General features: G+C 71.4%; 13 protein-coding genes and 2 pseudogenes. 8 read left to right on the forward strand and 7 right to left on the reverse strand.

Features of this window, described 5'->3' with window-relative positions:
- Positions 1-40 precede the first annotated feature (40 nt).
- The 4 genes and pseudogenes from ACZ7M2_RS40860 to ACZ7M2_RS40875 form a co-directional block, all read right to left on the reverse strand.
- Positions 41-1,591: a sensor histidine kinase gene (locus ACZ7M2_RS40860; RefSeq protein WP_471599629.1), complete on the reverse strand. Its 1,551-nt coding sequence runs from the start codon at positions 1,589-1,591 to the stop codon at positions 41-43.
- Positions 1,588-2,274 (reverse strand): response regulator transcription factor, encoded by a 687-nt coding sequence (locus ACZ7M2_RS40865; RefSeq protein WP_471599644.1) that lies wholly within the window; start codon positions 2,272-2,274, stop codon positions 1,588-1,590. The genes ACZ7M2_RS40860 and ACZ7M2_RS40865 overlap by 4 nt, the downstream gene beginning before the upstream one ends.
- 544 nt (positions 2,275-2,818) lie before the next feature.
- A complete protein-coding gene (gene acnA, locus ACZ7M2_RS40870) occupies positions 2,819-5,533 on the reverse strand; it encodes an aconitate hydratase AcnA (RefSeq protein ID WP_471599630.1) in 2,715 nt (904 codons plus the stop codon).
- A gap of 214 nt (positions 5,534-5,747) precedes the next feature.
- Positions 5,748-6,269: pseudogene (locus tag ACZ7M2_RS40875) on the reverse strand (GNAT family N-acetyltransferase).
- A 141-nt stretch (positions 6,270-6,410) separates the two neighbouring features.
- Between ACZ7M2_RS40875 and ACZ7M2_RS40880 the strand changes: the two are divergent.
- The 3 genes from ACZ7M2_RS40880 (at position 6,411) to ACZ7M2_RS40890 (ending at position 9,242) form a co-directional block, all read left to right on the forward strand.
- Positions 6,411-7,271, forward strand: a complete 861-nt coding sequence (locus tag ACZ7M2_RS40880; RefSeq protein ID WP_471599631.1) for a helix-turn-helix transcriptional regulator — start codon at positions 6,411-6,413, stop codon at positions 7,269-7,271.
- Positions 7,272-7,389: 118 nt separating this feature from the next.
- Positions 7,390-7,587, forward strand: coding sequence for a DUF4236 domain-containing protein (locus tag ACZ7M2_RS40885; protein WP_471599632.1), 198 nt, complete (start codon positions 7,390-7,392; stop codon positions 7,585-7,587).
- Between the two features lie 125 nt (positions 7,588-7,712).
- On the forward strand, positions 7,713-9,242 hold the full coding sequence (locus ACZ7M2_RS40890; protein ID WP_352048029.1) for a helix-turn-helix domain-containing protein: 1,530 nt from the start codon (positions 7,713-7,715) through the stop codon (positions 9,240-9,242).
- Positions 9,243-9,338: 96 nt separating this feature from the next.
- Here the strand turns inward: ACZ7M2_RS40890 and ACZ7M2_RS40895 are convergent, their stop codons facing one another.
- Entirely contained in the window at positions 9,339-9,785 is a 447-nt protein-coding gene (locus ACZ7M2_RS40895) for a DUF6299 family protein (RefSeq protein ID WP_471599633.1), read from the reverse strand.
- A gap of 321 nt (positions 9,786-10,106) precedes the next feature.
- Between ACZ7M2_RS40895 and ACZ7M2_RS40900 the strand changes: the two genes are divergently transcribed.
- Positions 10,107-10,301, forward strand: a complete 195-nt coding sequence (locus ACZ7M2_RS40900; protein ID WP_054234032.1) for a DUF5999 family protein — start codon at positions 10,107-10,109, stop codon at positions 10,299-10,301.
- Between the two features lie 28 nt (positions 10,302-10,329).
- Here ACZ7M2_RS40900 and ACZ7M2_RS40905 read toward each other — a convergent pair whose 3' ends face one another.
- Together ACZ7M2_RS40905 and ACZ7M2_RS40910 are read right to left on the reverse strand one after the other, a co-directional pair.
- Positions 10,330-10,728, reverse strand: coding sequence for a RidA family protein (locus tag ACZ7M2_RS40905; RefSeq protein WP_471599634.1), 399 nt, complete (start codon positions 10,726-10,728; stop codon positions 10,330-10,332).
- 22 nt (positions 10,729-10,750) lie between these two features.
- Complete coding sequence (locus ACZ7M2_RS40910) at positions 10,751-12,256, reverse strand: acyl-CoA dehydrogenase family protein (RefSeq protein ID WP_471599635.1); 1,506 nt, start codon at positions 12,254-12,256, stop codon at positions 10,751-10,753.
- A gap of 186 nt (positions 12,257-12,442) precedes the next feature.
- Here ACZ7M2_RS40910 and ACZ7M2_RS40915 point away from each other — a divergent pair, with 186 nt between their 5' ends.
- The 4 genes and pseudogenes from ACZ7M2_RS40915 to ACZ7M2_RS40930 form a co-directional block, all read left to right on the forward strand.
- Entirely contained in the window at positions 12,443-14,125 is a 1,683-nt protein-coding gene (locus tag ACZ7M2_RS40915) for an AMP-binding protein (RefSeq protein WP_471599636.1), read from the forward strand.
- Between the two features lie 15 nt (positions 14,126-14,140).
- Positions 14,141-14,962, forward strand: coding sequence for a PaaX family transcriptional regulator (locus ACZ7M2_RS40920; RefSeq protein WP_471599637.1), 822 nt, complete (start codon positions 14,141-14,143; stop codon positions 14,960-14,962).
- 113 nt (positions 14,963-15,075) lie between these two features.
- Positions 15,076-15,627, forward strand: coding sequence for an adenylyl-sulfate kinase (gene cysC / locus ACZ7M2_RS40925; protein WP_471599638.1), 552 nt, complete (start codon positions 15,076-15,078; stop codon positions 15,625-15,627).
- Positions 15,624-15,754 (forward strand): annotated as a pseudogene (locus ACZ7M2_RS40930) (sulfate adenylyltransferase subunit CysD); the annotation flags it as partial. The gene cysC and the pseudogene ACZ7M2_RS40930, both read left to right, overlap by 4 nt.

Here is a 15,754-nt window from a genome sequence, read left to right on the forward strand (position 1 = left end):
CATGGTGGGTACACAGGGGCGGGGAAGAAGGTGCTGGGGATCAGGCCGAAGCGGATGCCGGAGCGGATGCCGGGTCCGGGGTCATGGCGCCTTCGGCCGGGGGCAGTTCGAGCGTGAACTCCGTACGGCCCGGGGCGCTCTCCACGCGGATGCGACCGCCGTGGGCGACGGTGACCGCCTCGACGATGGCGAGTCCGAGGCCGGAGCCGCCCTCCGTGGGGCCGCCGCGGGCGCGCGAGACATCGCCGCGTGTGAAGCGTTCGAAGACCGACGGGAGCAGGTGCTGCGGGATGCCGGGACCGTCGTCGCGGACACGGATCACGCAGGCCGCTTCCGTGGCCTCCACCGAGGCGATCACGGTCGTGCCGACGGGTGTGTGCACACGGGCGTTGGCCAACAGGTTGGCCACCACCTGGTGCAGCCGTGCCTCGTCGCCGACGACCAGGGCCGGGGCGTCCAGCAGCAGCGCCAGCTGCCAGTTGTGGGTGTCCCCGGCGGCCCGCGCGTCCCACACCGCCTCGGCGACCAGTGCCGCGAGGTCCACCTCGGCCGCGTGCAGCGGCCGGCCCTCGTCCAGCCGGGCGAGCAGCAGCAGGTCCTCTACGAGGCCGGTCATCCGGGCCGACTCGGCGGAGACCCGGCGCCAGGCCAGGGTCGGTTCGATCCGCTCGGTGCCGCGGTTCATCAGTTCCGCGTATCCGGCGATGGAGGCGAGAGGTGTACGGAGTTCATGGCTGGCGTCGGCGAGGAAGCGGCGCATGCGTTCCTCGCTGCGGCGCATCTCCTCCTCGCCGCGCTGGCGTTCGGCGAGCGAGGACTCCACGTGGTCGATCATGCGGTTGAGGGCGGCACCGACCTGGCCGGCCTCGCTGCCGGGGTCGGTGTCGCGTTCGGGGACGCGGGTCAGGGCGGTGACCTCGCCGTGGCCCAGCGGGGAGCGGGAGACCTCGACGGCGGTGGCGGCGACCCGCCCGAGGGGGCGCAGTTGGCGCCGTATGACGACCGCGCAGACGCAGCCCGCGGCGGTGAGGCCGACGGCGGCCACCACGCCCTCGACCGCGACCAGCCGGCCGATCATGTCCTGTACGTCGCCCATGGGGAGCCCGGTGAGGACGGGTACGCCGTCGCCGCCGAGGGCGGTCACACGGTAGCTGCCGAGGCCAGGGACGGTCCGGGTGTGCAGGGAGCCGTCGGTGGTGATGCCGTCGAGGGCGGCGCGCTGGACGGCAGTGAGGGTCTGCTGGCCGCCGTCGTGGGTGACGACCTCGGCGGCGAGGATGTCCCCGTACTCGTCGAACCGGGCGGCGAGCGTGCCGACGGCCTGTCCCCGTTCGTTGAGGAACCCCAGGTCCGTGTCGTCGCCGCTGCGGCGCTGGAGGCCGCCCTGGCTGCGCTCGGCGGCGTCGGTGACGCGCTGGTCCAGGTTGCCGAGCAGATAGGAGCGTTGGGCGAAGACGGTGGTGAGGGCCATCGCGGCGCAGACGGCGACGAGGGTGGCGCTGATGAAGAGCAGCAGCCGCGTGCGCAGCGAACGTCCCGACCGCGCCGTGGGCCGGGAGCCTCCGGGGAGCCGGGTCTGTCGGAGGTTCATCTCCCGTCCTCCACCGGGCGGATCGCGTACCCCACCCCGCGTACGGTGTGGATCATCGGCGCCCGCCCCTTGTCGATCTTCCGGCGCAGGCTGGAGATGTAGACCTCGACGAGGTTGCCGCCGCCGTCGAAGGAGCTGCTCCACACGTGGTCGAGGATCTGGGCCTTGCTCAGCACCTGCCGCGGGTGGCCGAGCAGCAGGCCGAGCAGGTCGAACTCCTTGGCGGTGAGCTGGATCGGCGTACCGTCGCGGCGCACTTCGCGGGTCTCCTCGCTCAGGACGAGATCACCGAGCACCAGGACGGATTCGTCGGCCCGGAGCGGTTCGGCGCCGGCCCTGCGCAGCAGTCCGCGCAGCCGCAGGACGACTTCCTCCAGGGAGAAGGGCTTGGTCACGTAGTCGTCGGCGCCCGAGGACAGTCCGTCGATGCGGTGTTCCAGCGCGTCGCGCGCGGTCAGCATGAGGACGGGCAGTCTCGGATTCTCGTACCGCAGCCTGCGCAGTACCTGGATTCCGTCGAGGTCGGGCAGCATCCCGTCGAGCACGACCGCGTGCGGGGCGCAGCCGCGGGCCGCGCGCAGGGCGCTGTGCCCGTCGGCGACCGGGTAGGGCCGCCAGCCCGCCTCGGTGACGGCCACCGACAGGAGTTCGGTGAGTGCGGGTTCGTCGTCGACGATCAGCACACGGACGCGGTCCCCACGGATCCGCTCGCCGCGGGGGCGATCCCCGTGGAGGTACTCGCCGCCGTCACGTCCGACACGGGGCCGCTCGCCACCGTCACCTCCGCCACAGGGGCGCTCGCCACCGTCGCGCACGTGAGCGTCGTCGCCGGGGACGCGGTGGCCGGCGGCACGTTCGCCGCGGGCGGGGTCGCCGGAGGCTCGTGTGGCGTGGAGACGTTCGCTTCGGGTGCCAGACATATGACGATCCTGTCCCGGTTCACTGGGAGAACCCTGTGTTCCGGCTTTGCCGCAGCCGTGCGAAAGGCCTCGTGGGAGGACACGGCGGTCCTCAACCCCGTTGGCCGAAGGGGGCATTGGCACGGCCCGGCCACAGGAATCCCTTGAGCCCCTTCGAGCGCGGCCCGCACGCTGGTCCAGACCTCACGAGGTCTCTCACGGGGAGGAAAGCCGGCGCGGCTGGGTGTGGGCGCGCGGACGTGCCGTCGCATGCGAAGGGCCGCACCCCTCCGAAGAGGAGTGCGGCCCGGCCGCCGTACCGGATCGGCTACTTGCGGATCAGGTTGCGCAGCACGTACTGCATGATGCCGCCGTTGCGGTAGTAGTCCGCCTCGCCGGGGGTGTCGATGCGGACGACCGCGTCGAACTCGACGCCGGTGTCGGTGGTGACCTTCACCGTGCGCGGGGTGGTGCCGTTGTTGAGCTCCTCGACGCCGGTGAAGGAGAAGGTCTCCTCGCCGGTGAGGCCGAGGGTCTCGGCGGTGGCGCCCTCCGGGAACTGGAGCGGCAGGACGCCCATGCCGATGAGGTTCGAGCGGTGGATGCGCTCGTACGACTCGGCGATGACGGCCTTGACGCCGAGGAGCGCGGTGCCCTTGGCGGCCCAGTCGCGGGACGAGCCGGAGCCGTACTCCTTGCCGGCCAGGATGACCAGCGGGGTGCCCTGCTCGATGTAGTTGCGCGAGGCGTCGTAGATGAACGCGACGGGCGCGCCCTCGACGGTGAAGTCGCGGGTGTAGCCGCCCTCCGTGCCCGGCGCGATCTGGTTGCGCAGGCGGATGTTGGCGAACGTGCCGCGGATCATGACCTCGTGATTGCCTCGGCGCGAGCCGTAGGAGTTGAAGTCACGACGCTCCACACCGTGCTCGGTGAGGTACTTGCCGGCCGGGGTGTCGGCCTTGATGGCGCCGGCCGGGGAGATGTGGTCGGTGGTGACCGAGTCGCCCAGCTTGGCGAGCACACGGGCACCGGCGATGTCGGTGACCGGGGACGGCTCGTGCGCCATGCCCTCGAAGTACGGGGGCTTGCGGACGTAGGTGGACTGCGGGTCCCACTCGAAGGTGTTGCCGGTCGGGATCGGCAGCGCCTGCCACTGGGCGTCGCCCGCGAAGACGTCCTGGTAGGACTTGTTGAACATGTCCTCGCCGATGGCGTTCGCCACGACGTCGTTGACCTCGGCCTCGGAGGGCCAGATGTCGGCCAGGTAGACCGGCTTGCCGTCCTGGTCGATGCCCAGCGCGTCCTTGGTGATGTCCACCTTCATGGAGCCCGCGAGCGCGTACGCGACGACCAACGGCGGGGAGGCCAGGTAGTTCATCTTGACGTCGGGGTTGATGCGGCCCTCGAAGTTCCGGTTGCCGGAGAGGACCGAGGTGACGGCGAGGTCGTGCTCGTTGACGGCCTTGGAGACCTCCTCCGGCAGCGGGCCGGAGTTGCCGATGCAGGTGGTGCAGCCGTAGCCGACGAGGTTGAAGCCGACCTTGTCGAGGTAGGGGGTGAGCCCCGCCTTGTCGAAGTAGTCGGTGACGACCTTGGAGCCGGGGGCGAGGGTGGTCTTGACCCACGGCTTGCGGGTCAGGCCCTTCTCGACCGCCTTCTTGGCCACCAGCGCGGCGGCGACCATGACGTACGGGTTCGAGGTGTTGGTGCAGGAGGTGATGGCCGCGACCGTCACCGCGCCGTGGTCGATCTCGTAGGTCGAGCCGTCGGGGGCGGTGACCGTGGTCGGACGGGTCGGTACGCCGTTGACGGTGGCCGGGGAGTCGGAGGCCGGGAAGGACTCCTTGCCCGCCTCGTCGTCCTCGTCGACGTAGTTGCGCACGTCCTGCGCGAACTGCTGCGCGGCGCCTGCCAGGACGATCCGGTCCTGCGGGCGCTTCGGGCCGGCGATCGACGGGACGACCGTCGAGAGGTCCAGCTCCAGCTTCTCGGAGAAGTCGGGCTCGGCGGCCGGGTCGAGCCAGAGGCCCTGCTCCTTGGCGTACGCCTCGACGAGCGCGAGCTGCTGCTCGCTGCGGCCGGTGAGCTTGAGGTACTTGATCGTTTCTGCGTCGATCGGGAAGATCGCGGCGGTCGAGCCGAACTCCGGCGACATGTTGCCGATGGTGGCGCGGTTGGCCAACGAGGTGGCGGCGACGCCCTCACCGTAGAACTCGACGAACTTGCCGACGACGCCGTGCTTGCGCAGCATCTCGGTGATCGTGAGCACGAGGTCGGTGGCGGTGGTGCCCGGGGTGAGCTCACCGGTCAGCTTGAAGCCGACGACGCGCGGGATGAGCATGGAGACCGGCTGGCCGAGCATCGCGGCCTCGGCCTCGATGCCGCCGACGCCCCAGCCGAGCACACCGAGGCCGTTGACCATGGTGGTGTGCGAGTCGGTGCCGACGAGGGTGTCGGGGTACGCCTGGCCGTTACGGACCATGACCGTGCGCGCCAGGTGCTCGATGTTCACCTGGTGGACGATGCCGGTGCCCGGCGGGACGACCTTGAACTCGTCGAAGGCGGTCTGGCCCCAGCGCAGGAACTGGTAGCGCTCCTTGTTGCGGCCGTACTCCAGCTCGACGTTCTGCGCGAACGCGTCGTTCGTGCCGAACTTGTCGGCGATGACGGAGTGGTCGATGACCAGCTCGGCCGGGGCCAGCGGGTTGATCTTCGCCGGGTCGCCGCCGAGCTCCTTGACGGCCTCACGCATGGTGGCGAGGTCGACGACACAGGGCACGCCGGTGAAGTCCTGCATGATCACGCGGGCGGGCGTGAACTGGATCTCCTGGCTGGGCTGCGCCTGGGAGTCCCAGTTGCCGATGGACCGGATGTGGTCGGCGGTGATGTTCGCGCCGTCCTCGGTGCGGAGCAGGTTCTCCAGCAGCACCTTCAGGCTGTACGGAAGGCGAGCCGAGCCTTCCACCTTGTCCAGCCGGAAGATCTCGTACGACTCGTCGCCCACCTGCAGCGTGCTGCGGGCGTCGAAGCTGTTCGCCGACACGACAGTCTCCTTCATTGATGTGCGCGTTCCCACCGCATCCTGCCGCCACGACGTCTTGGCCGATCCGCTAAGGTAAGGCTAAGTTAGGTAAGCCTTACTCTCGGACCCGACGACACCGTGCGGCTGCGGTGCACCTCGGCAGATATCTCGATGTCGAGATAACTCTAGTACATGGGCGCCCCCGGGTCATGCCCGGCATGCTGTCGACCTGCCGTCAGTCACTCCGGCGCGCCCGGGGCAGCGCGCGCGTGAGCCACACCAGCTCGCCGCGGTCGTCGGCCGAGACGTGGTCGCGTTCGAACCCGAGCTTTTCGAGGACACGGAACGACGGAGCGTTCAGGTGCGCACGGTCGCCCAGACCCGCCCGCGCCCGGTCGCGCCCGCGGCGGCGAGCACCTCGGCGGCCGCCTCGGTCGCATAGCCGTGCCCGTGGGCGCTCCGGAACAACTCGTACGCGATCTCGGGTTTCGCCGAGGGAGGTCCGGCCGACGAGGAGCCCGCGGTAGCCGATGAAGGCGCCCGTGTCGCGGCGGTCGACGGGCAGCAGGGCGATGCCGGTCGACGCCGCCGCGGTGAGCTGGGCCGCGATGATCTCGCGGCTCCGTTCGACCGGGAGCGGCCCGTCGCCCCGTTCCGCGAAGAGCGCGCCGTGACCCTCGGCATCGCAGTCGGACCACGGCCGCGGCGTCAGCCGGGCGGTCTCGAGGAGTGCCGGCATCGGCGGATACGCGGGCACGGCGACACCCTGTCGACGGCGCCCGGGGCGGGGAACACCGCGCTCGGGACGGGGCGGGGCAGGCGGTCGCGGGTCCGGCCCGCCCGTGCCTGGCACTGCCAGTACCAGGCACGGGCGGGCCGACCGGTGCACAGTGGGGGCATGGCGAGTACGGAGTTCGGGCGGACGGTCCGGCGCTGGAGGGACCGGGTCTCCCCCGAGGCGGCCGGGCTCCCCGTCGGCGGGCACCGGCGCGCGGCCGGACTGCGCCGCGAGGAGCTGGCCCTGCTGGCCGGGATCTCGGTCGACTATGTCACCCGCCTCGAACAGGGCCGGGCTAGCAACCCGTCGGAGCAGATCGTCGAGGCGCTCGGCCGGGCGCTGCGGCTGTCCGGCGCCGAACGCGAACACCTCTTCCATCTCGCCGGGCTGGTCCCGCCCGGACGCGGCACGGTGCCCGCCCACATCACCCCCGGCGTGCACCGGATGCTGGACCGGCTGACCACAACGCCCGTCGCGGTCTTCGACGCGGCATGGAACCTGCTGCTGGCCAACCCGCTGTACGCGGCCCTGATGGGCGACCCGTCCGGCTGGCGCGGCAACGAGCGCAACGCGGTGTGGCGCAACCTCGTGGGCCCGGGCACCCACGTCCGCCACACCCCCGAGGCACGGCGCGAGTTCGAGACCACCGTGGTCGCCGACCTGCGCGCGACCGCGCGCAGGTATCCGACGGACCAGCGGCTGCGGCGCCTGATCGAGGATCTGCGCGCGAACAGCGACCGGTTCGACGAGCTGTGGAAGTCCGAGGCCGTGGGCCACCACAAGGCCTCGCGCAAGACCATCGACCATCCGCAGCTGGGCCCCCTGACGCTCGACTGCGACGTGCTCAGCGTCGCGGGCAGCGACCTGCACGTCATGGTCTACACGGCCGAGCCGGGAACGCGGGACGCCGAACAGGTCGCCCTCCTCGGGGTCATCGGCACCCAGATGCTCGTGGAGCGCGGGGCGGCCGAACGAGGCTGAACACGTCGGGAGTTCGCAGGCAACCATCGCCCGCTTCGGGGTACTGGGGACGGGACGCGCCACAGTCGGCGCCACGAAACGACAGAAATGCCGTGAACCGCCCCAAGGGGGACCAACCATGCCGCTCACGTTCCGCAAGAGCTTCCGCATCCTTCCCGGGGTGCGGCTGAACATCAACCGGCGCTCGTGGTCGATCACCACGGGCGGCCGGCACGGGCCGCACCACACCCGCAACAGCAGTGGACGCCGCACCACGTCGATGGATCTGCCGGGCCCCTTCGGCTGGCGGCGCACGACGCGCCGGCGGGAGCGCTGAGCGAACTCGCCGTGCCGCCACGGCGCCGCACCCGAACTCCCCTGTGGGTGCGGTGTGCTGTAGGCCACTACTCGGACGGGTGCGCTCCGTTTCTCTTTATCTCACATCAGATATACGGTCGCGCCATGGCAGACGACTACCTCGTACGCATCGGCAAGCTCATCCGTGACGCCCGGCAACACCGGGGCTGGACACAGTCGCAGCTCGCCGAGGCACTCGGCACAAGTCAGAGCGCCGTCAATCGCATCGAGCGCGGCAACCAAAACATCAGCCTTGAGATGATCGCCCGAATCGGTGAAGCCCTGGACAGCGAAATCGTCTCTCTGGGCTACGCGGGTCCGATGCATCTGCGCGTGGTCGGCGGACGTCGTCTGTCCGGCTCGATCGATGTCAAGACCAGTAAGAACGCGTGCGTCGCACTGCTGTGCGCGACGCTCCTGAACAAGGGGCGCACGGTGCTGCGCCGGGTGGCCCGGATCGAAGAGGTCTACCGCCTTCTGGAGGTGCTCGGTTCGATCGGCGTCCGCACCCGCTGGATCAACGACGGGGTCGACCTCGAGATCGTGCCCCCGAGCGAGCTGGACATGGAGGCGATCGACGCCGAGGCCGCCCGCCGGACGCGGTCGATCATCATGTTCCTCGGCCCGCTGCTGCACCGCATGGACACCTTCAAGCTGCCGTACGCGGGCGGTTGCGACCTCGGCACCAGGACCATCGAGCCACACATGATCGCGCTGCGGCGGTTCGGGCTCGACATCGCCGCCACCGAGGGCCTCTACCACGCCCAGGTCGACCGGGCCGTCTCCCCCGGCCGGCCCATCGTGCTGACCGAGCGCGGGGACACCGTCACCGAGAACGCGCTGCTCGCCGCCGCCCGCCACGACGGCGTGACCGTCATCCGCAACGCCTCCTCCAACTACATGGTCCAGGACCTGTGCTTCTTCCTGGAGGCACTCGGCGTACGGGTGGAGGGCGTCGGCACGACCACACTCACCGTCCACGGCGTGCCGAACATCGACGTGGACGTGGACTACTCGCCCTCCGAGGACCCGGTCGAGGCGATGAGCCTGCTCGCCGCCGCGGTGGTCACCGAGTCGGAGCTGACGGTGCGCCGGGTGCCGATCGAGTTCCTGGAGATCGAGCTCGCGGTACTGGAGGAGATGGGCCTCGACCACGACCGCACCCCGGAGTACTTCGCCGACAACGGCCGAACGCGACTGGTGGACCTGACGGTACGGCCCTCCAAGCTGGAGGCGCCGATCGACAAGATCCACCCGATGCCGTTCCCGGGCCTGAACATCGACAACGTGCCGTTCTTCGCGGCCATCGCGGCCTCCGCGCAGGGCAAGACCCTCATCCACGACTGGGTCTACGACAACCGGGCCATCTACCTGACCGACCTCAACCGGCTCGGCGGCCGACTGCAACTGCTCGACCCGCACCGCGTGCTGGTCGAAGGCCCGACCCGCTGGCGCGCCGCCGAGATGATGTGCCCGCCCGCGCTGCGCCCCGCCGTGGTCGTGCTCCTGGCGATGATGGCGGCCGACGGCACGTCCGTGCTGCGCAATGTGTACGTCATCAACCGCGGCTACGAGGACCTGGCCGAGCGGCTCAACTCGATCGGAGCGCAGATCGAGACGTTCCGGGACATCTAGGACGAACGGAAGGTGATGGGGCTCACCGTGGGGAGGACTTCGCGTCGTCCTTTGGCGAGCCCACCGTGTGCCGTCCCGTCCGGCCCGTGCGCCGGCTCAGCCCTCCATGAGGGTGATGTCCTGCTGCTGGAGCGCGTGGAACAGCGGCAGCGGCAGACCGCCCAGGGCGGGGCTCAGTTCCATCAGGGTGGCCTCGACATGGGCGGCGCCCGGTGCGAGGGTGCCGGGTGTGCGCTTCTCCGAGTTGGTCCAGCGGTGCTCCGCGCCGTCGCAGACCGCCGCGCTGCCGCCGATGCCGTAGCGGATCCGGGGGTCGCCCTGCGACACCGACGAGGAGACCAGCACCGGCCCCGTACCGCTCAGACAGCGGTAGGTGCCGGAGAGGGTGACGGTTCCGTCGGCGGCGAGGTGACCGGTCGGGTCGACGGTGACCGTCTCGGACGGGTCCGACAGGGCGCCGACGGACACGGCGACGGCGGACGGGGCGAACAGCAGCAGGAGCACGGCGCCGGTGGCCGCGCCGGAGACCTGGCGCAAGGGCATGAGGTACCTCCTGGAACGTGGCGGGCTCCAGAGGTACCGGGCGCACAGGCCCGAGGCGGTGATCCTCACCCCTTTGGTGGCGAGTCCGGTATACGGCGAGTTCGGTGAACGGCGGGTCCGGTCCAGGCGCGTACCGTCCATGGCGGGTCCGGTCCGTCGCGGGTCGAGTCCGTGCGTCATGGGAACGTTCGAGAGTTGTCCGCGTGTTGTCACGCTTCTCGACCGGCGGTTCCGATGAGTTCGCCGCGGGAGCATGGTCTTACCTATGCGAGGCGGCGACAGTGCCGTCGACACTCATCGCATCCGACGTGGAGGTGCGTCATGTGTTCCCACCAAACTCTGTGCCCGTCCGCGGACTCCAAGGCTCCGCACATCGTGTCGGCCCACCCCGAGCAGGGCTGGAGCCTGCTGTGCAACGGCGCGATCGTCTTCGACGACAGCGGTGAACTGCTCCCCGACGGCAGCGTGGTCGCTCCGCACCGGGTGTTCGCCGAGCGGCTGGCCGTCGCCGCCTAGTCCCTCCGGGAGTTCCGGGAGCGGGGTGCTACGGCAGCACCGCGAAACCGTCGAGTTCGACCAGGGCCTGTTCGTCCCAGAGGCGGGCGGCGCCGACGACGGCCATCGCGGGATAGTCCCGTCCCACCAACCGCCGCCAGACGCGGCCTAGTTCGGGGGCCCGCGCACGGTAGTCCGCGACATCGGTGGCGTAGACCGTGACCCGCGCGAGGTCGGCCGGGGTGCCGCCCGCGGCCCGCAACGCCGTCAGCAGATTGGTCAGCGCCTTCTCGAACTGCTCCGGGAGGGTCTCGCCGACCACCTTCCCGTCCGTGTCCAGCGCGGTCTGGCCCGCCAGGAAGACCACGCGGGTGCCGGTGGCGACGACGGCGTGCGAGAAGCCGGTGGGCGGGGAGAGTTCGGGCGGGTTGACGCGCTCGGTGCTCACTGGACCTCCAGGCTCTCGACGCTCACGGGGCCTCCACCGACGCGTACAGCTCCTTGGCGATGACCGCCCGCTGGACCTCGCTGGCGCCTTCGTAGATACGGGGCGCGCGGACCTCCCGGTAGAGGTGTTCGAGGAGATGGCCGCGGCGCAGGGCACGGGCGCCGTGCAGTTGGACGGCCGCGTCGACCACGTACTGGGCCGTCTCCGTCGCCAGCAGCTTCGCCATCGCCGCGCGCCGGGGCACGTCCGGGGCCCCTTCGTCGTACGCCGCCGCCGCCGCGTAGACCATCAGGCGGGCCGCCTCCGTACGCAGCGCCATCTCGGCGACCTGGTGAGCCACCGTCTGCAGGTCCTTCAGCCTGCCGCCGAACGCCTCACGCCCGGCCGTGTGCGTGAGCGTCGCCGCGAGGGCCGCCTCCGCCATGCCGACCGCGAAGGCACCCACGCTCGGGCGGAAGAGGTTGAGGGTGTGCATCGCGACCCGGAAACCGCGGTCGGGCTCGCCGAGCACGTCGTCCGCCGTCACCGGTACGGCGTCGAAGGCGAGGGCGCCGATGGGGTGCGGGGAGAGCATGTCGAGCGGGGTGCCGGTGAGGCCCGGCCGGTCGGCGGGCACCAGGAAGGCGGTGACGCCACGGGCTCCGGCGCCCTGGGTGGTCCGCGCGAAGACGGTGTAGAAGTCCGCCTCGGGCGCGTTGGAGATCCAGCACTTCTCCCCACTGAGCCGCCAGCTCCCCGAGCCGTCACGTTCGGCAACGGGCGACTCCTGCGCCTCGACAACGGAGGACACGGGGTCGGCGGACAAGGAACCGGGATCCGCGGGCAAGGTGCCGGGGCCCGTGAGCGAGGCACTGGGACCCGTGGGCGAGGCACTGGGGCCCGCGGGCAAGGTGCCCGGGCCCGCGGGCAAGGTGCCGGGGGCCGTGGGCAAGGTGCCGGGGGCCGTGGGCAAGGTGCCGGGGGCCGTGGGCAAGGTGCCGGGGGCCGCTGGCGCGACTACGGAGCCCGCAGGCACGGCTCGGGGGGCTCCGGGCGCCGCTCCAGAGGCCGCGGACGAGGCCCCGTGGGCCGCGGGTGCGGCTTCGCCGGGCGCCGGTGCGGAAGCAGGCGCCCCCGGGGCGTCCCGGTCCGCGCGGAGCGCCAGCGCCGCCGCGTCCGAGCCCGCGCCCGGCTCGCTGAGCGCGAACGCGGCCACCGCGCTGCCGTCCGCGACCCGGGGCAGCCAGCGCTCGCGCTGTGCCCGGGTGCCGTACGCGTGCACCGGATGCGCACCGAGGCCCTGCAGGGCGAGCGCCGTCTCGGCCTCGGTGCAACCGCGCGCCAAGGACTCCCGCATCAGGCACAGATCGAGCGCGCCCGAGGTGAACAGGCGGGCGAGCAGCCCGAGCCGGCCCAACTCGGCGACAAGAGCACGGTTGACGTGACCCGGCTCGCCCTTCTCCGCCAGCGGGCGCAACCGCTCCTCGGCCAGCGCACGCAGCTCGGCACACCAGGCGGTCTGTGCCGGATCGAGCGAGAATGCGGTCATTGCCGGTTCCCTCTCCGCCGTCGGACTGCGGGACCCCAGGCTATCGCGAGACGTTGACTGTCGTCACCAACACGATACGCTCCTTGTGCGAGACGCGAGCCGAGAGCACCGAGAGCCGAGCACCGAGAACACCGAGAGCCACGAGCTGAGCGCTGCGAGCCCACCACGACAAGGGGGCGAACCTCCATGGACGGCGACACCCTGGAGCCGACGACCTCGGCCCACGTCGACACCTTCGCCCGCGACCACCTCCCGCCCCCCGAGCAGTGGCCCGAACTCTCCTTCGACCTGCCCGAGCTGCACTACCCCGAACGGCTGAACTGCGCCACCGAACTCCTCGGCGGCAAGCCACCGCAGCGCCCCGCCTTCCGCACGCCGTCCGGCGATCTGTGGACATACGGGCACCTCCTCGCCCGGGTGGACCGGATCGCCCACGTCCTGACCACCGAACTGGGCGTCGTACCCGGCAACCGGGTGCTGCTGCGCGGCCCCACCACACCCTGGCTCGCCGCGTGCTGGCTGGCGGTCCTGAAGGCGGGCGGGGTCGCCGTCACGGTGCTCGCCCAGCAGCGCTCGCACGAGCTGACCACCATGTGCGCCATCGCCCACGTCACCCACGCGCTGTGCGACGTACGGTCGGTCGACGACCTGGCGAAGGCGGAGATCCCGGGGCTGCGGATCACGACGTACGGCGGGGACGCGCCCGACGACCTGCTGCTGCGCATCACGGGCGCCCCGGACGAACCGTTCACGGCGGTCGACACGGCCGCCGACGACGTCGCGCTGATCGCGTTCACCTCCGGCACCACCGGCCGCCCCAAGGGCTGTGTGCACTTCCACCGCGATGTGCTGGCCATAGCGGACACCTTCTCGAAGCACGTGCTGCGGCCGCACGAGGACGACGTCTTCACCGGCAGTCCCCCGCTGGGCTTCACCTTCGGGCTCGGCGGCCTCGTCGTCTTCCCGATGCGCGCAGGAGCCTGCTCCCTGCTGCTCGAACAGGCGGGCCCCAAGCAGCTGTTGCCCGCGATCACCGAGCACCGCGTCTCGGTGCTGTTCACCGCACCGACCGCCTACCGGGCGATGCTGGCGGAACTGGACGAGCACGACACGGCCTCGCTGCGGCGCTGTGTGTCCGCGGGCGAGAACCTGCCCGCCGCGACCTGGCGGGCCTGGCACAACCGCACCGGACTGCGCATCATCAACGGCATCGGCGCCACCGAGCTGCTGCACATCTTCATCTCCGCGGCCGACGAGCACATCCGCCCCGGGACGACGGGCGTCCCCGTACCGGGATGGCAGGCGCGGGTGGTCGACACCGAGGGGACGCCGGTGCCGGACGGCGAGCCCGGACTGCTCGCGGTGCGCGGCCCGGTGGGGTGTCGCTATCTCGCCGACCCACGGCAGCGGGAGTACGTGCGCGGCGGCTGGAACATCACCGGCGACACCTATGTGCGCGACCCCGACGGCTACTTCCGCTATGTCGCCCGCGCCGACGACATGATCGTCTCGGCGGGGTACAACATCGCCGGGCCCGAGGTCGAGGACGCCCTGCTGCGCCACCCGGACGTGGTCGAGACGGCGGTCGTGGGGCGGCCCGACGAGGCGCGCGGGCAGGTGGTGGTGGCGTACGCGGTCCTCAGAGAGGGGGCACGCAAGGACGCCGAGCCGCTGCGCGCCTTCCTCAAGTCCGAGCTGGCGCCGTACAAATGTCCTCGCGAGTTCGTCTTCCTGGACTCGCTGCCGCGCACGGCGACGGGAAAGCTGCAACGCTTCCGGCTGCGCGCGCACGCCGCGCCGGCGAGCGGGGAGACCCTGTCGCCGCCCGCGCCGGAGGGTGAGTTGTCCACCGGCGGCGGCCCCAAGTGATCTTCGCGCACTAGAGTGATCAACGTGTCAGAGCAGCACGCCCCCCGGTCCCTCATCGTCACGTTCTACGGCGCGTACGGCCGTTTCATGCCCGGCCCCGTGCCGGTGGCCGAGTTGATCCGGCTCCTCGCCGCGGTCGGCGTCGACGCGCCCTCCGTACGCTCGTCGGTGTCCCGGCTCAAGCGCCGCGGACTGCTCGAACCGGCCCGGACGGCGGCGGGCGGCGCGGGGTACGCGCTGTCGCCCGACGCCCGCCAACTGCTGGAGGACGGCGACCGGCGGGTGTACGCGACGGCGCCCCCCGAGGACGAGGGCTGGGTGCTCGCCGTCTTCTCCGTGCCGGAGTCCGAGCGGCAGAAGCGGCACGTACTGCGCTCACGCCTCGCCGGTCTCGGCTTCGGGACGGCGGCCCCCGGCGTCTGGCTCGCCCCCGCGCGGCTCTACGAGGAGACCCGGCACACCCTGGCGCGACTGCGGCTGGACCCTTACGTGGAGCTGTTCCGCGGGGAGCACCTGGGCTTCGCGGCGACGGCGGACGCGGTCGCGCGCTGGTGGGACCTGGCGGCGATCGCCAAGCAGCACGAGGCCTTCCTCGACCAGCACGCGACCGTGCTGCGCGACTGGCGGCGGCGCGCGGACACCCCGCCCGAGGAGGCGTACCGCGACTATCTGCTCGCCCTGGACACCTGGCGCCACCTCCCGTACACCGACCCGGGGCTGCCCTCCGCGCTGCTGCCCGAGGACTGGCCGGGCGTCCGCTCGGCCGCCGTGTTCCGGGCGCTGCACGAGCGGCTGCGGGACACGGGGGCGCGCTTCACCGAACCCACCGGCGTGTGACCTCGGTTACATCATGAGGCGCTAAGGGAACCCTCAGCCTCCTCCGTCCCTCTTCTCATGTTTCTTACCTAGCGTCGTGAGCCGCACGCCAGGACAGGAAGAGGACCGCACGTATGACCACCACGGCAAGGGCTCAGGGAGCCACCGTCTGGCTCACGGGCCTGCCGAGCGCGGGCAAGACGACCATCGCCCGGATACTCGGGACCCGTCTGAAGGCGGAGGGACACCGGGTGGAGGTGCTCGACGGCGACGAGGTCCGCCGGTTCCTCTCCGCGGGTCTCGGCTTCTCGCGCGAGGACCGCAACACCAACGTGCAGCGCATCGGCCTGGTCGCCGAGGTGCTCGCGCGCAATGGCGTCCTCGCCGTGGTGCCCGTCATCGCGCCGTACGCCGACAGCCGCGACGCCGTCCGGGAGCGGCACGAGGCGAGCGGGACGCCGTACATCGAGGTGCATGTCGCCACCCCTGTCGAGGTGTGCAGCGAGCGCGATGTGAAGGGGCTGTACGCCCGGCAGGCCGCGGGCCGACTGACCGGGCTCACCGGCGTCGACGACCCCTACGAGCCGCCGCTGGACCCGGCGCTCACGCTGGATACGCATCTGCAGACCCCGGAGGAGTCCGCGGACTCGGTGCACGCGGTGCTCGCGGCGAGGGGGCTCGTATGACCTCCGCGACGGTCGAACAGGCCTTCACCCTGTCGCACTTGGATGCCCTGGAGTCGGAGGCCGTCCACATCTTCCGTGAGGTCGCGGGCGAGTTCGAACGGCCGGTGATCCTCTTCTCCGGCGGCAA

It is taken from the genome of Streptomyces sp. NPDC111507, from assembly GCF_055638955.1.

Bases quoted from the DNA above. Each gene is read 5' to 3' on its own strand.
- ACZ7M2_RS40860 (WP_471599629.1), bottom strand. From the start codon at position 1,591: ATGAACCTCCGACAGACCCGGCTCCCCGGAGGCTCCCGGCCCACGGCG.
- ACZ7M2_RS40885 (WP_471599632.1), top strand. From the start codon at position 7,390: ATGCCGCTCACGTTCCGCAAGAGCTTCCGCATCCTTCCCGGGGTGCGG.
- ACZ7M2_RS40890 (WP_352048029.1), top strand. From the start codon at position 7,713: ATGGCAGACGACTACCTCGTACGCATCGGCAAGCTCATCCGTGACGCC.
- ACZ7M2_RS40915 (WP_471599636.1), top strand. From the start codon at position 12,443: ATGGACGGCGACACCCTGGAGCCGACGACCTCGGCCCACGTCGACACC.
- ACZ7M2_RS40880 (WP_471599631.1), top strand. From the start codon at position 6,411: ATGGCGAGTACGGAGTTCGGGCGGACGGTCCGGCGCTGGAGGGACCGG.
- cysC (WP_471599638.1), top strand. From the start codon at position 15,076: ATGACCACCACGGCAAGGGCTCAGGGAGCCACCGTCTGGCTCACGGGC.
- ACZ7M2_RS40895 (WP_471599633.1), bottom strand. From the start codon at position 9,785: ATGCCCTTGCGCCAGGTCTCCGGCGCGGCCACCGGCGCCGTGCTCCTG.
- ACZ7M2_RS40900 (WP_054234032.1), top strand. From the start codon at position 10,107: ATGTGTTCCCACCAAACTCTGTGCCCGTCCGCGGACTCCAAGGCTCCG.
- ACZ7M2_RS40910 (WP_471599635.1), bottom strand. From the start codon at position 12,256: ATGACCGCATTCTCGCTCGATCCGGCACAGACCGCCTGGTGTGCCGAG.